The organism is Pseudomonas sp. CFBP 8772, assembly GCF_014841665.1.
Taxonomy (GTDB): domain Bacteria; phylum Pseudomonadota; class Gammaproteobacteria; order Pseudomonadales; family Pseudomonadaceae; genus Aquipseudomonas; species Aquipseudomonas graminis_B.
This window is the reverse complement of the sequence record NZ_JACYUI010000002.1, coordinates 40,913-55,270: the sequence shown is the minus strand read 5'-3', so window position 1 is coordinate 55,270 and position 14,358 is coordinate 40,913. Positions and strand designations below refer to the sequence as shown.

At 58.8% G+C, this 14,358-nt stretch carries 10 protein-coding genes and 1 pseudogene; 2 read left to right on the top strand and 9 right to left on the bottom strand.

Annotated elements, in window-relative coordinates; all coding sequences use genetic code 11:
• Positions 1–77: 77 nt before the first annotated feature.
• The 7 genes and pseudogenes from IFT99_RS03935 to IFT99_RS03905 form a co-directional block, all read right to left on the bottom strand.
• Positions 78–533: a hypothetical protein gene (locus IFT99_RS03935; protein WP_192130559.1), complete on the bottom strand. Its 456-nt coding sequence runs from the start codon at positions 531–533 to the stop codon at positions 78–80.
• A gap of 135 nt (positions 534–668) precedes the next feature.
• The gene (locus tag IFT99_RS03930) at positions 669–1,136 is read right to left on the bottom strand and encodes a hypothetical protein (protein WP_192130558.1); all 468 of its coding nucleotides are present in this window, start codon (positions 1,134–1,136) and stop codon (positions 669–671) included.
• Positions 1,136–5,822: pseudogene (locus IFT99_RS03925) on the bottom strand (RHS repeat-associated core domain-containing protein). The gene IFT99_RS03930 and the pseudogene IFT99_RS03925 overlap by 1 nt, the downstream one beginning before the upstream one ends.
• 404 nt (positions 5,823–6,226) lie before the next feature.
• A complete protein-coding gene (locus IFT99_RS03920) occupies positions 6,227–6,940 on the bottom strand; it encodes a PA5502 family lipoprotein (RefSeq protein ID WP_192130557.1) in 714 nt (237 codons plus the stop codon).
• A gap of 157 nt (positions 6,941–7,097) precedes the next feature.
• Positions 7,098–7,880, bottom strand: coding sequence for a zinc ABC transporter permease subunit ZnuB (gene znuB, locus IFT99_RS03915; protein WP_172610143.1), 783 nt, complete (start codon positions 7,878–7,880; stop codon positions 7,098–7,100).
• Positions 7,873–8,673: a zinc ABC transporter ATP-binding protein ZnuC gene (znuC, locus tag IFT99_RS03910; protein WP_192130556.1), complete on the bottom strand. Its 801-nt coding sequence runs from the start codon at positions 8,671–8,673 to the stop codon at positions 7,873–7,875. Before znuC ends, znuB begins: the two co-directional genes overlap by 8 nt.
• On the bottom strand, positions 8,673–9,155 hold the full coding sequence (locus tag IFT99_RS03905; RefSeq protein WP_192130555.1) for a Fur family transcriptional regulator: 483 nt from the start codon (positions 9,153–9,155) through the stop codon (positions 8,673–8,675). The genes znuC and IFT99_RS03905 overlap by 1 nt, the downstream gene beginning before the upstream one ends.
• Before the next feature lie 57 nt (positions 9,156–9,212).
• Between IFT99_RS03905 and IFT99_RS03900 the strand changes: the two genes are divergently transcribed.
• Positions 9,213–10,142: a metal ABC transporter solute-binding protein, Zn/Mn family gene (locus IFT99_RS03900; protein ID WP_192130554.1), complete on the top strand. Its 930-nt coding sequence runs from the start codon at positions 9,213–9,215 to the stop codon at positions 10,140–10,142.
• A 92-nt stretch (positions 10,143–10,234) separates the two neighbouring features.
• Here the strand turns inward: IFT99_RS03900 and IFT99_RS03895 are convergent, their stop codons facing one another.
• Together IFT99_RS03895 and IFT99_RS03890 are read right to left on the bottom strand one after the other, a co-directional pair.
• Positions 10,235–11,185, bottom strand: a complete 951-nt coding sequence (locus tag IFT99_RS03895) for a homoserine kinase (protein WP_192130553.1) — start codon at positions 11,183–11,185, stop codon at positions 10,235–10,237.
• A 34-nt stretch (positions 11,186–11,219) separates the two neighbouring features.
• Entirely contained in the window at positions 11,220–11,510 is a 291-nt protein-coding gene (locus tag IFT99_RS03890; RefSeq protein ID WP_065987944.1) for a DUF2782 domain-containing protein, read from the bottom strand.
• Between the two features lie 74 nt (positions 11,511–11,584).
• On the opposite strand from IFT99_RS03890, the gene polA reads away from it, so the two are divergent.
• Complete coding sequence (polA, locus tag IFT99_RS03885) at positions 11,585–14,350, top strand: DNA polymerase I (RefSeq protein ID WP_192130552.1); 2,766 nt, start codon at positions 11,585–11,587, stop codon at positions 14,348–14,350.
• Positions 14,351–14,358 lie beyond the last annotated feature (8 nt).

The following is a 14,358-nucleotide window of genomic DNA, read 5'->3' as shown; positions in this document are numbered from 1 at the left end:
CGAAGTTTGCTCGTGCTGTGCCAAGAGATAAAGGGGCAGCGTCTTTTTTGCCCTGACAGCCTTCTACCCCTTCAACATCAATCTAACAGTCTTTTAAAAAAACCTACCAATGCGGGACACACTTCTGGATCTATCTTCTTTAAAAGATAGAGATACAGCAACAGGGGCGTCTGATCACCTGAATCCTCCTCAATCCATTTTTGCTCTGTACTGAAGCAGAGAATTGAACACCGAGCGAAGCGTGACAGATCCGGACTCAACGTCCGATACTGCCCTTCAATGGTCCACAGTTCGCCGATAACTTTAACCAACTCATCAGAATCCCTATTAATCCGTGCGGTGGCAGCAGCGTCTTTTAGATAAAGTGCCAGGGCTTCCAAGTCTTTTTCATCTGTATCTGGATAGCGCTTTTTGTCCAGCATATCAAGCAATAAAATCGCGTAATGCCTTCTAAGCTGATCATATGAAATAGCTTGCTCAAGCAACATACTTTCCAAGTTATCGATATCAAGAACATCTTGATCGCTGATCATTTAGAGACTCCATCTTTAATGCCGAGGATGCTCATCACCTGAGCACATGAAGAGCTAAAGGGGGCCGTCCCCTTTAACTATTTTTATCGCACTAATAGCTCCTCGGACAGAACAATAGCGCCGCCCCTCAACCAATCAGCCCTTTTTTGCATCCAAAAGTCCTCTAAAAAACATTATGAACTGTTGCGGGATATCCGGAGCGCATCTTGCCAACAGGAACAGATAATAGTCGAGAGGCGTAGGTTCTCCAGAATCCGATTCTATCCATTCTTTCTCTGTTGCAAAGCACATGATCACGCATCTTGCTAGTCTTGAGCCCGTTTCGTTTTGCGCCTCTCTCCTCTCTTCGATCTCCCATAGTTCCGAGATATGTTTTTTCGTTGAGCAGTCGGCTTTATCAATTGTTTCCCGAGCAATTGCGCTATTCAGGCATGAATCTATTATTTTCATCGTATCATTGGACACATCTCTAAAAATCCCACTATTTACGAGCTTTAGCAGAAATCTCGCATAGCAACGTCTCAGCTGGTCTATTGACACTCCGCGTAGGACCAATAATTCTTCAAGACAGTCAATTTCCCGGGCGTCCTTATCACTTATCATTATAAAACTCCGTCCCTTATACCGAGGGTATTCATAACTGGAGAGCACGAATCGCAAAAAGTCAGCGGTTTGCCATCATTCCGGAGGGTGGTAAAGGTGGCGCCTTCAACAAGGACCCGCAATTCTCCAACATTCTGGACGTCATTCTCGCGCGCGATCTTGCTGAGCACGTCGGCCTCTCCACAATCGCCGTGAAATATTTTAGAACGTTTATCGGGTGGCACCGAATCATATAGCGCCCTCACTACAGGGTGCTCCGCCCCGGTGCCGCCGGCTCGCTTGCTGTAACCAACTTCCGGTGCTGGAAGTGGCCCCTTTTCACCAGTTGTACGGGCGCCCTGATTATTGGGTGTAATCCCCTTTAGACGAGCAAGTCCCAGCGGGTCAGACCACCCCGTCGGATTCGGTACGTATTGATAGAGGTTTAGCCCACCACTGTAGCCAATCGGGTCCTTGCTGATAAACCGCCCGACCCTTGGATCATAGTACCGATGCCGGTTGTAGTGCAGGCCGGTTTCGTGGTCGTGGTACTGGCCTTGGAATCTGATCGGATTGGTCAGGCCGACTTGCTGTGCGAATTCGGAGCGCTGTTCGGTTGCGTCGCCCCAAGCTTTGTATTGCGCGCTCCAGGCGGTGTTGCCGTTCTGGTCGGTGATTTCCTGCGGGGTGCCGAGGTGGTCGCATTGATACCAGGCCAGTGCGTCGATCGGCAGCGCGAGTGGTTTGTAGTTCCAGAGCGGGTCTTCTTTGAAGTTATAGCGCCCGGTGTAAGTCGGCTGGCTGACGAGGCGAATGGTTTCGTGGCGGATGCCCTGGGCCACGGGCACGAAAGTGCCGGGTTCGTGGATGTAATGCACCGTCCGGCCGAGGGCGCCAGCATATGGCGGCGGGCTGCTTTCCCAGGCGAGGTTATCTCCGTCCCAGCCGTACAAGGTGAATCCGCAGCCGAGTTCGCGTTCTTTGCGGGCGTGTTCGTTTTCGTTCCAGCCGGTGCCGGCTTCAGGACGCGGGCGGTAGTGGGCTTTTGAGAACTTGTAGAGGCGCCGTCCGAGGGGGTCGTAGCCAAAGTCGACAGTCAGGCGCGAATCTCGGAAATGCGCGAGGCGATCGAAGAGGTCCCAGTGCAGTTCGCTTCGCAGTCCGTTGGTCCAGCGGACTGTCTGGTTGCCGCGTTCGTCGTATTCGTAGTGGTTGCCGCCGTAGTCACGCAGCAGGTTGTCGACGAGTTTGTTTTGAGTCGGCTCGGGGTCGAGTGGACGGCGGACGGGTGTTGCGCTGTCGTCGAGCAGATTACTGGCCGGATCGAAGGCGAAGGTTTCTGTACCCAGGCGACTCGTGGCGCTGAGCAAGCGACTGACTGGGTCGTAGCGGTAACTTAACGGGCCGCGACGGCTGTCGTGGATGTCGGTGAGCTGGCCGGCGGCGTCGTAGGTGTAGGCGCGTTTGATGAACGTGGATTTGTCGTCGCTGCGTCCTAGCAGTTGTTCGTGCAGACGCCCCGCTGGGTCCCAGCTTTGGGTTTGCAGCAAGCTATTGCCTTGATGCCGGGCGACTTCGCGATGCAGGTCATCGCGTTCGTAACTGAGTAGTTCGTGCTCGTCGAGCTTCAGACCGATCAGATGACCGCTGCCATAGGTCAGCCAGCTGACGCGATGCCCGTCCGGGCGGATGGTCGCGACCCGATTATTAAGGGCGTCGTATTCGTGCTGCCAGACGGCAACCAGGGGTTTATCCAGATTCGAGTAATGCTGGTGCTCGCGCAGCAAATTGCCAGCCGGGTCGTGAAACCATTGCAGGCGGCTGGCGGCGTTGGTCGCCATGACCAGATGGCCATTGCCGTCATAGGCAAAGGTTTCGCTTTGGGACTTTTCACCGAGGATGGCGCGGCGTTCGGTCAGGCGGCCCATCGGATCGAAAGTCAGTGCGATCGTGCGCTGGCCGTTAACCGTATAAGCGAGCCGTCCCGTTTCCGGGTCGTACTGATAGCGAGTCGAGCGATTGTCGAAGCCGCGTTCTTCCAGCAGCCGGCCGACCGGGTCGTAGTGAAAATGGGCGCGGCGTTCGTTTTCGTTTTCCAGCGCAACGAGACGGCCGAGTTTGTCCCAGCGATAGCGCAGGGTTTGCTCGGCGGCGTCGACGCGCTCGGCGATGAAGCCCGCAGCGGTGTAGCGCCACGTCGTGCAGCGTTCCAGACCATCGGAGTAGGCGAGCAAACGGCCTTCGGCGTCGCGGCTAAAACGTTCTTCGGTTTTGTCCGGGTGTTTTATCAGGACCAACTGGCCTGACTTGTATTCATACGTAGTCGCGTGGCCAGCAGGGTCGGTGAAGCGGACCATCTGGCCGCGCTCGTCGTACTCCCACGCACTTACCTTGCCCGAGCAGTCGGTGTACTTAACGAGCTGTCCGGCTTCGTTGTAGGCCAACGCTTTGGTATTGCCGTTAGCGTCTTTGATCGCTGTAGGAAGACCAAACTTGTTGTAGGCGTATTCGGTAACGTTCTCTAGCGGATCGATCGCCTCAGTCAAATTGCCGCGGTGGTCGTAGTCCCGTTTCCACAAGCCGCCCTCGCCATCGCTGATCTTGATCAGATGGCTTTTATCGTCGTATGCGTAATTCATCACGCTGTGGTCAGCGCGAATGTGTTCTGTGAGGTTGCTCAGTTTGTCGTAGCGATAACGATCGGTGCTGCCGTCGGTGTGGACATGCCGAATGATGTTTTTCGCCGCATCACGGAAGAACCACTCCGAGCGGCCGTCGGCGTGGCAAATGCGGTAGGTGTAGCCCAGGCTGTCGTAGTAGTGCCGGGTTTCATGACCGAGAGCATCGGTGACATAGGTCAGACGAATGTTTTCATCCCACGCCAGACGAGTATCAAAACTCCCGTCATCGGCCCATTCGCGCACGGCCTTGGCATCGGGACCGGAGCCCTGCCATTGCAAGTTCAAACCGCGATTGGTGCGGTCGGTATAGCGCGTGATCAGGTGGTCTTGATACTGATAACGCCAGGCAGCGCCGTTCTCGTCCTGAGCCAGAACAAGATCGCCGAAATCATCGTACTGATACGCGCAGAGTTGGCGTTTGACGTCGCCGTCCCGGACTTCCCAAAGCCCCGTCAACCGCCCCCGATCATCAGTCAGAGTGCCAAGTCGCAGATGGACTTTGTTGGCATCTTTCTCCGAGTAAGTCACCAACTCTGAGAGCACCAACCGCCCATCATGACGATGCTCATGATGCAGCATGACCCCGGCGCCGTTAGGCAGCATCTTGTTGATCAGAACAAAGCGCTTGCCCCGCCGAACATAGGTTTCCCTGTGCTCAAGCCCCCGCATCAGCAACAGCCGATCCTTGCTAAGGCGGATGACGGTCAGATTTTCGATGGCATTGAAATGGAACAGCTTGACCTTGGGCAGAGGAAATTCGTGGGAGCGGCCATCGGCGTCATGAAACACCATCACCGACGAGATCAAACCGCGTGGTAAACGGCGTGATCCAGCGTGCGCCGATAACGTCCTGATCGTAAGCATCCAGACTCGAACAGTAAGTCCGGGTCCACTCAATGGGAAACGGCCCCGGCAAACTGAAATCGGTATGACTGACGGACTCCGAGCCCATCGCAAAACTGATGCTGTGGCCCGTATAAGCACAGGCACAATTTATCTTCGGGTTGGGCTGGCCCTTGGCAGGCGTCTCATGCTGAACCTTCTCAAGCTTGCCTTCCCCGGCCCTGCGCTTGGCCTGATTAGTCACCCCAGGCTTGATGTTGAACGATTGACCATGCCCGTTGCGCGACCGCCAGCTTGAGACTGCGCCGTCCAGCGTCAGCAGCAAAGAACCAAGCGAGTTCTGAACCCCAGGATCTGCCAGACCTTTAATCTGGGTCCGAAGCTCCGGCCCCATGGCACGCAACAATTTGGCCTGTCTGACCACCTCATCTTTAACTGCTTCAGGTACAAGGTGTTCGACGGCGCCATTCACCGCACCCTTGCCCGCCGCAACGCAAACCTCCGCAGCCGCCGCAAAAATATTCCCAATCGCCGCCTTAGGGTCGTAAGCCCAGAGATCCCCAGCGGCATGGACCAACTGCTCCGCTTCCAGAAAATCAGCCTTGGCGTTGAGGTCCGGCTTAACCAGCCTTTCAAGGCCAGCAGCGATCTCAAACAGCACGCCTTCCCCAAGCTTCCCCGCATCTTCAAGAATCCCGGGAAGCTTGGCCTGCGCCTGACTCACAAAGTCATCAAGGGTCCCGACGATGGTTGCATTCAGGTGCCCGATCAGAACCTCGATCAGCGCATCCCCCAGCACCATCTTCCCCGCCTGGCGCATCTCCTGACGCACCAGAAACAGCATCGGCCGCAAGGTCATCCGCGCTGCCGCCATGCCCGGCGGAATAGGGATCATGCCGATCAGGTTGATGCCCAGACTCACCCAGTCCAGCGGATCGCGCTTGTCACTGGTCGCCAGCCGAACGATGTCATTCAGCGCATCAACCAGCGCCATGATGTTACCGACCACCGGCAGCCCGCCGGCCACCGTCTTGATCCGCTCAAGCGTGATAACCCCGCCGCTGATCTCCCGCAGCCAGGCATCGACATTGGCCGCACCAAGACCAACGTCTTCGACCTGGATCAGATCAAGCGGAACAACCGCCACTTGAGGTTCGCGTTTGTCGTCGCTGCCGGGTGTAATTGCGGGGCTTGCCAAGGATGCTCTCCGTGCTTAAAAAACCATCCGAAATGACGTGAATGCCAATCCGGGGGCCACGGAGATATCAAGGGCTGTGCCAGCTACAAATTAGCCAAACAAAAACAACAGCTTAAGAAATAAAACGACAGGTTTTAGCGAACGCTAAACCCGAAACCCTATAAAAAGTGCGCAAGGAGTTGCGCACCCCTGCGCAACGTCTTGCGCACTCGCGTACAGACCACAAACGACGTGGCCTGCAGAGCACTATCCCCCCAATTTTCAACAAATGAGTGCGCAACTTCTTGCGCAGTTGTATCGCTGCGGCCCTTTCCGAAGCCATGAAAGGAGCGCAAACAAAAAAGGCGTTGCCCGCGAGGGCAACGCCTTTTCTTTTGATCAAAGACCGATCAGGGCTGAGCGGGCTTCAACACGATCTTCGCAGGTTCGGTCCGCTCGATTTCACGCTGCATCTGCAACTCGAAATCCGGGTTGATCTTCGTCACTCGCTTGGTCAGCAGCGTTGCCAGCCAAGGGTAGTCGTCTGTGCGCGGCACCTGCACCGTGACGTCGCAGTTGAAGGCAGTGACGTCTTCAGCGATGTCACTCAACTGACGGCGCAGCTGTTTCATGTCACTGAGCTTCAACTCGATGGTCGTGCTCTCGGCGCTCGGGTCAATCACTTTCGCCTTGCGCCTGGCTTCCGCAGCCCGCAGATCAGCCTCGGCCTTTTCCAGCTCGGCCTTACGCGCGTGGGCGATAGCGCCGTTGACGCCACTGGTCAGCGCCGGAGCCTTTGGCATCAGGGCACGAGCACGACTGAGCGCGGTCGCGGCGGCATTCATGTCGCCTTTTTGCAGCACGATCTGACTGCGGCTCAAATAAGCCTCAGCCAACTGACGCTGGTATTGCTCGAGTCGAGGATCGTCCGGGGATTTGCCTTGCAGCGCGGCGAGTTGATCTTCCGCGGTGGCCAACTCGCTGCTGGCAATGTTCTGCTCCAGCTGCTGATAGGCATCGGGCGGCGCAACAGGCACCGGCTGCTCTACGGGCTTGCTCTGGCAAGCGCTCAACAGAACGGAAAATGCAGCAAGCAGCAGATAACGGGATGCGAACGGCTTCATTCCTGCGATTCTCTATTTGCGCAAAAAACGAGCAAGTCTACACACAAGTGGCTTGCCCCGAAAATAACTGATCACTATCGGTAGGCGGGCAAAGAGTCATTGCACATTGCCGCCATCCGATTATTGCGGAGTATGACTCTACCCGCCACCCAAGGTTCTACCGCTTGGGCAAAAGGAAGCTGAGCAGAAACAGTGCCGCCGCCGAGACCACGATGGACGGGCCTGCCGGGGTGTCTTTGAACCAGGACAACGCCAGTCCCGCGCATACCGCGATGACGCCAATGATGCTCGCACCCAGGGCCATTTGCTCCGGCGAGCGTGCGTGACGTTGTGCCGCAGCGGCGGGAATGATCAGCAGCGAGGTGATCAGCAACACGCCGACGATCTTCATGGCCACCGCAATGACCACTGCGATCAGCAGCATCAACGTCATCCGCAATGTCGCCACCGGCAGCCCTTCGACCGTCGCCAGCTCTTCATGCACAGTGATCGCCAGCAGCGGCCGCCACAGCGCGCAGATCAACACCAGCACCAACGCGCTGCCTGCGAGGATCCACGCCAGATCGTTCGGGCTGATGGCCAGCAGGTCGCCGAACAGATAGCCCATCAAATCAATGCGCACGTCCCGCATGAAGCTCAGCACTACCAGCCCGAGTGACAAGGTGCTTGGCGCGAGAATACCCAGCAGTGTGTCGGACGCCAGCGGTTGACGTTGCTGCAGGGTTACCAGCAACACCGCCAGCAGCAGGCAGCCCACGGTCACGGCGATCGTCGGGCTGATGTCCAGCAGAAAGCCCAGCGCCACGCCGAGCAACGCGGCGTGGGACAGCGTGTCGCCAAAATAAGCCATGCGCCGCCAGACCACGAAAGACCCCAAAGGGCCTGCAACTACCGCTAACGCGAGGCCTGCGAGCAAGGCGTAAAGAAGAAAATCAGCCATGCTTGCAGCTGTCCCCGTGGTCGTGATTGTGGGTATGGACGTGATCGTGGACGGGCGCGGGTTGGCAGACTTCGCCATGCAGGTCGTGCGCATGATCGTGATGATGGTGGTAGATCGCCAGGCTCGGCGCGTTCAGGCCGAACAGCTCCACGAAGGCAGGATCGTTGCTGACCTGCTCGGGATGACCGGAGCAGCACACGTGGCGATTGAGGCAGACCACCTGATCGGTGGTGCTCATGACCAGATGCAGGTCATGGGAAACCATCAGCACGCCGCATTGATGCCGGTTGCGCAGCTGAGTGATCAGCGCGTACAGCTCGGCCTGTCCGGCGACATCGACGCCCTGCACCGGCTCGTCGAGCACCAGCAGCTCCGGCTTGCGCAACAGCGCTCGCGCCAGCAACACGCGCTGCATCTCGCCACCGGAAATCCCTTGCAGCGGGCTGTCGATGACCTTTTCGGCGCCGACCTCGACCAGCGCCGCCCGCGCGGTATCGCGATCGACGCCGGGCACCAGACGCAGGAAACGCAGGACCGACAACGGCAGCGTGGCATCAATGTGCAGCTTCTGCGGCATATAACCAACGCGCAGTTTCGGCTTGCGCCAGATTTCGCCCGAATCAGCCTTCAGCAGCCCGAGCACGGCGCGCACCAGCGTGGTCTTGCCCGCCCCATTGGGGCCGATCAGGGTGACAATTTCACCTGAACTGACGCTCAGCTGGATGTTTTCCAGCACGCTCTGGCCGGCGCGGGTCACGCTGACGTCCTTCAGGCGGATCAGTGCATCGCTCATCAGGCGGCCTTGCACCCGGCACACACGCCAACGACTTCGACGGTCTGGGCTTCAACGTCAAAGCCCACCTCGTTGGCAGCGTCGACGATGGCGGCGCTGATGGTGGCGTGCTGCAACTCGATGGCGGCGTGGCACTCGCGACAGATCAGGAACTGGCCCTGATGCGCGTGGGTGGGGTGGTTGCAGCCGGCGAAGGCGTTCAGCGACGCGATGCGGTGAACCAGACCGTTTTCCAGCAGGAAGTCCAGCGCGCGGTACACCGTGGGCGGTGCGGCGCGGCGGCCGTCTTCTTCGCTGAGCACGGCGAGGATGTCATAGGCGCCCAGCGGCTTGTGGCTCTGCCAGACCAGTTCCAGCACGCGACGACGCAGGGCCGTCAGCCGCAAGCCTTTGCCCGCGCACAGCGAGTCGGCTTCAGTGAGCGCGCTGTGCACGCAGTGGGAGTGATCGTGGGGGCGACTGGCCAGGGGTGTTTTGGACATGAGCGGCGACGGCCTTTGAGAGAGACGTTATTATGTTACCCGTTCCTGCCCCCATGAGTGGTTATCGTGTCCCGACTTTTTTTACTTTTTGTCGTATTTATGACTGGTTTTTTAACCGCCAATGCCGCCGATGCCAGCGTGCGAATACTGACCAGCATAAAGCCGCTGCAGCTGATCGCCGCGGCTGTGCAGGACGGAATCGCGGTGCCGGAAGTCCTGCTTCCGCCGGGCGCATCCCCTCATAACTACGCGCTACGGCCGTCCGACGTACGGCGCGCGCAGGAAGCCGATCTGCTCTACTGGATCGGCCCGGACATGGAGACATTCCTGCCCCGCGTACTGTCCGGGCGCAGTAAGTCTTCTGTCCCGGTTGAGTCGTTGCCGGGTATGCACCTGCGTCATTTCACCGCCAGCGCCGAGCACCACGATGATGACGAAGACGAGCATGATCACGACCACCGCCCGGGCAGCGTCGATGCGCATTTATGGCTGTCGTCAATCAATGCGCGGGTGATTGCGGCGAAGATGGCCGCTGACTTGAGCCAGGCCGATCCCGCCAATGCCGCGCGTTATGAGAGCAACGTTCAAGCCTTCGACACACGCCTTGACGCGTTGGACGCCAAAATCAAACAGCGGGTCGCCGGGATTTCGAGCAAGCAGTATTTCGTGTTCCACGAGGCGTTTGATTATTTCGAAGAGGCATATGGGTTGAGGCATGCCGGCGTGTTTGCCGTCAGCAGCGAGGTTCAGCCGGGTGCCCAGCACGTCGCCGCCATGCGCGCGCGGTTGACCGAATTCGGCAAGACCTGCGTGTTTAGCGAGCCGCCTCTTCGCCCGCGGCTGGCCGACACGTTGAGTGCGGGTCTGCCGGTCAAACTGGCGGAGCTGGACGGATTGGGCGGCTATACACCCGCCACCGCCGAGGGTTATGAGCAATTGCTGAGCAAACTGGCGGATGATCTGGCGGGGTGTCTGGAAGGTTTGTAAGTGCTGGGCCGATGCCTTCGCGAGCAAGCTCACTCCTACAGTTGAACGCGGTCCCTGTGAGAGTGAGCTTGCTCACGAAGCTTTTATGAGGCCTACAACGCAAACGGCAACGGGATGTGGGTTTCTTGCCGCTGTTCCAGGCGTTTGCGGAATTCGTCCGGATCATGGATCAGCACGTCCTGGCCGGCGAAGGTTTCGGCGGCAATGAGGCGTGACAGCCAGAAGCGTACGCAACCCACGCGCAACATCGTCGACCACAGCTCGGCTTCGGCGGCGGTGAACGGCCTCAGCGCGGCATAGGCACCCAGAAACGCCCGGGCTCGCGGCCCATCGATGGTGCCATCCTCAAACGAGCACCAGTCATTCACGGCAATCGCCACGTCGTACAGCATCGGCCCGGAACAGGCATTGTAGAAATCGATCACGCCCGTCAGGTGAGTGCCTTCGAACAGCGTGTTGTCGCGGAACAGGTCGGCGTGCAGATTGGCCCGCGGCAGCGCCATGATGGCAGCCTTGCGCCGCTGGATTTCCTCGACCGCCTTGGTCAGCAGCGCGCCCTGGGCCTCGTCCAGGTGAGAGATGAAATTACCGCCCTCCTCCAGCATCCAGTCCAGACCACGATCTGTTTTGCGCTCGATAGTCTCGCTGCGCGTGGCCATGTGCATGTGCGCCATGAATTCGCCGATCTGCACGCAGTGCTGGGTGTTGGGCTGGGCCGGGTGCTTGCCGGACAGACGCGGTTGCAGCAGCGCCGGTTTGCCTTTCAGCTCGCGCAGGGCCTGCCCGTCGGTGGTGCGCAGCGCGTAGGGTACGGGCAAGTTGGCGTCGTGGAGAACGTCCAGCAGTTCGATGAAGAACGGCATCTCCTGAACCGGACCGCGCTCGACCAGGGTCAGCACGAATTCGCCCTGCTCCAGGCTGATGAAGAAATTGGTGTTTTCACTTCCAGCGGCAATGCCCTGAAAATCACGCAGGGCGCCAAGCCCGTACGGGGCGAGAAAAGCTTCCAGCTCAGGCCGAGCCAGGGGAGTAAAAACGGACATAGAAGACTGCCAGCAAGAGAGTGAATGTAGGGCGTTACCAGCTGAATAGTACCCATTGGGGTATCAGCATGTCCGGTTGATCCGAACGGATGAATTGACCACTTGTGCCATCGGCGCGCACCAGATAATACGGCTTGCCGTGTTTGGGCGTGATCTTCACGGCGTACACGAATCCGTTCGCACGATACTCCTTGATGAAGCCGTCGCTGTCCTGACGAATCGTCACATCAGGCTCTGCCGACGGCGCTTCATCGTCCGCCGCGACCGCCAGCCACGGACAGGCGATCAACCCGCCGAGCAGTAACAGGCGATTCAGCGCGCGCATGATAACCTTGTGCCTTTGTCGTCAACGGTCCGCGCATTCTAGCGCCGACCCCGCCGAAAAGGTTGATCTTGCACATGAGTCTTGCGCCCCTCGTCCTGGTGGACGGTTCTTCTTATCTATACCGCGCGTTCCATGCGCTGCCGCCGCTCATGACCTCCAAAGGCCTGCCCACCGGTGCGGTCAAGGGCGTACTGAACATGCTCAAAAGCCTGCGCAGGCAGTACCCCGAAAGCCCGTTTGCCGTGGTTTTCGATGCCAAGGGCGGAACGTTCCGCGACGCGCTGTACGGCGAATACAAAGCCAACCGCCCCAGCATGCCGGACGACATGCGCGTGCAGATCGACTTCCTGCACAACTGCGTGCGAGGCCTCGGCTATCCGCTGTTGTGCGTTGAGGGCGTGGAGGCCGATGACGTGATCGGCACCTTGGCGCGCAGCAGCGCGGCCGCCGACCGTCCGGTGGTCATCTCTACCGGTGACAAGGACATGGCGCAGCTGGTCGATGGCCACATCACGCTGGTCAACACCATGACCGGCAGTGTGCTGGACGTCGCCGGCGTGAAGGAGAAGTTCGGTGTTGGCCCGGAACACATCATCGATTACCTGGCGCTGATGGGCGACAAGGTCGACAACATCCCCGGCGTACCCGGTGTCGGTGAGAAAACCGCAGCGGGCCTGTTGGTGGGCATCAACGGTGGCCTGAAAGAGCTTTACGCGAACCTCGATAAAGTGGCAGCGCTGCCGCTTCGGGGCGCTAAATCCCTGCCGGCCAAGCTCGAAGAACACAAGGAAATGGCCTTCCTGTCCTACGAGCTGGCGACCATCAAGATCGACGTGCCGCTAGACATCGAGCTCGACGCCCTGCACTGCGGCGAGCCTGACCGTGAGGCGCTGATGGCGCTCTACACCGAGCTGGAATTCAAGAGCTGGATCACTGATCTGCAGCGTGACGCTCGCCAGGAAGGCGCGGAAGTCGTCCCTGCTGCCGAGCCGGCGCCTGTCATCGAGGCCAACTACGAACTCATTCTCGAGCAAACCCAATTCGACGACTGGCTGAAAAAGCTGAAAGCCGCTCAGTTGTTCGCTTTTGTGGTGCAGAGCAACGGTACCGATGCCCAACGCGCGCAAGTCGTCGGCCTGTCGTTTGCGATCAAGACCCACGAAGCCTGTTACATCCCGCTCACCCATTCCTATATGGGCGTGCAGCAGCAACTGGATCGCGACGCGGTACTGAAATCGGTCAAGCCCATGCTGGAGGACGCGAGCAAAATCAAGGTCGGCCAGCACGCCAAGTTTGCGATCAACCTGCTGGCCAACTGCGCCATTGATGGTGACCAGAGCCAGGGCATCAACGTGCAGGGCGTCAAGTTCGACACGATGCTCGAATCCTACGTGCTCGACTCCACTGCGACGCGTCACGACCGTGACAGCCTGGTCGCCAAGTACCTGGATCACACACCTGTCAATTTTCAGGACATCGCGGGCAAGGGCGCAAAACAGCTGACTTTCGACCAGATCGCGCTGGAGCAGGCGGGTACGTATGCGGCTGAAGAGGCTGACCTGACGCTGCGTCTGCACGAGGTGCTGCAGGACAGATTGGCCAAGACCCCGAGTCTGGCGCCAGTGCTGAACGACATCGAGATGCCACTTATGCCTGTGCTGGCGCGTATCGAGCGTCAAGGCGCTCTGGTCGATGCCAATCTTCTGGGCAATCAGAGCGTCGAGCTGGGCAACAAAATGACAGAGCTTGAGCGCGAAGCGTTCGCCATCGCCGGTGAAGAATTCAATCTCGGATCGCCCAAGCAGCTCGGGGTGATTCTCTACGAAAAGCTCGGCATGCCGATCATCAGCAAGACCGCCACCGGCCAGCCGTCCACGGCTGAAGCGGTGCTCGCGGAACTGGCCGAGCAGGAATATCCGCTGCCGAAAGTGCTGATGCAGTACCGCTCGATGAGCAAGCTGAAGAGCACGTACACCGACCGCCTGCCGGAGCAGATCAACCCGCGCACCGGGCGAATTCACACCTCCTACCATCAGGCGGTGGCGGTGACCGGGCGTCTGTCCTCCAGCGACCCGAACCTGCAGAACATCCCGATCCGGACCGCCGAGGGTCGTCGCATTCGTCAGGCGTTTGTTGCCCCCCAGGGCTACAAACTGCTGGCGGCGGACTACTCGCAGATCGAACTGCGGATCATGGCGCATCTGGCCAAAGACGAAGGCTTGTTGCACGCCTTCCGTAATGACCTGGACGTCCACCGTGCAACGGCGGGCGAGGTGTTCGGTGTGGAACTGACGGACGTGACCAATGACATGCGCCGCAGCGCCAAGGCGATCAACTTCGGTCTGATCTACGGCATGAGCGCATTCGGGCTGGCCAAGCAGATCGGTGTCGATCGCAAGCAATCCCAGGCGTACGTGGATCGCTATTTCGCGCGCTATCCGGGCGTGCTGGATTACATGGAGCGCACCCGTGCTCAGGCGGCGGAACAAGGGTACGTGGAGACCATCTTCGGTCGTCGCCTTTACCTGCCGGACATCAACGCGAAGAACCAGGCGCTGCGCAAAGGTGCCGAACGCATGGCGATCAACGCGCCGATGCAAGGTACGGCGGCGGACATCATTAAGCGAGCGATGGTAGCGGTGAATGGCTGGCTGGAAGCGTCAGGGCTGGATGCTCGCGTCATCCTGCAGGTTCACGATGAACTGGTGCTGGAAGTGCGTGAAGATCTGGTCGAACAGATCAGCAAGGACATCCGCGTGCACATGAGCGGCGCAGCCGAGCTGGATGTTCCGCTGCTGGTCGAAGTGGGTGTGGGGAATAACTGGGACGAGGCGCATTAATACGGCCT

What these genes read in the sequence shown, in the direction of transcription:
- IFT99_RS03935 (WP_192130559.1), bottom strand. Translation starts at nt 533, where the DNA reads ATGATCAGCGATCAAGATGTTCTTGATATCGATAACTTGGAAAGTATG.
- IFT99_RS03905 (WP_192130555.1), bottom strand. Translation starts at nt 9,155, where the DNA reads ATGTCCAAAACACCCCTGGCCAGTCGCCCCCACGATCACTCCCACTGC.
- znuB (WP_172610143.1), bottom strand. Translation starts at nt 7,880, where the DNA reads ATGGCTGATTTTCTTCTTTACGCCTTGCTCGCAGGCCTCGCGTTAGCG.
- IFT99_RS03920 (WP_192130557.1), bottom strand. Translation starts at nt 6,940, where the DNA reads ATGAAGCCGTTCGCATCCCGTTATCTGCTGCTTGCTGCATTTTCCGTT.
- IFT99_RS03930 (WP_192130558.1), bottom strand. Translation starts at nt 1,136, where the DNA reads ATGATAAGTGATAAGGACGCCCGGGAAATTGACTGTCTTGAAGAATTA.
- polA (WP_192130552.1), top strand. Translation starts at nt 11,585, where the DNA reads ATGAGTCTTGCGCCCCTCGTCCTGGTGGACGGTTCTTCTTATCTATAC.
- IFT99_RS03890 (WP_065987944.1), bottom strand. Translation starts at nt 11,510, where the DNA reads ATGCGCGCGCTGAATCGCCTGTTACTGCTCGGCGGGTTGATCGCCTGT.
- znuC (WP_192130556.1), bottom strand. Translation starts at nt 8,673, where the DNA reads ATGAGCGATGCACTGATCCGCCTGAAGGACGTCAGCGTGACCCGCGCC.
- IFT99_RS03895 (WP_192130553.1), bottom strand. Translation starts at nt 11,185, where the DNA reads ATGTCCGTTTTTACTCCCCTGGCTCGGCCTGAGCTGGAAGCTTTTCTC.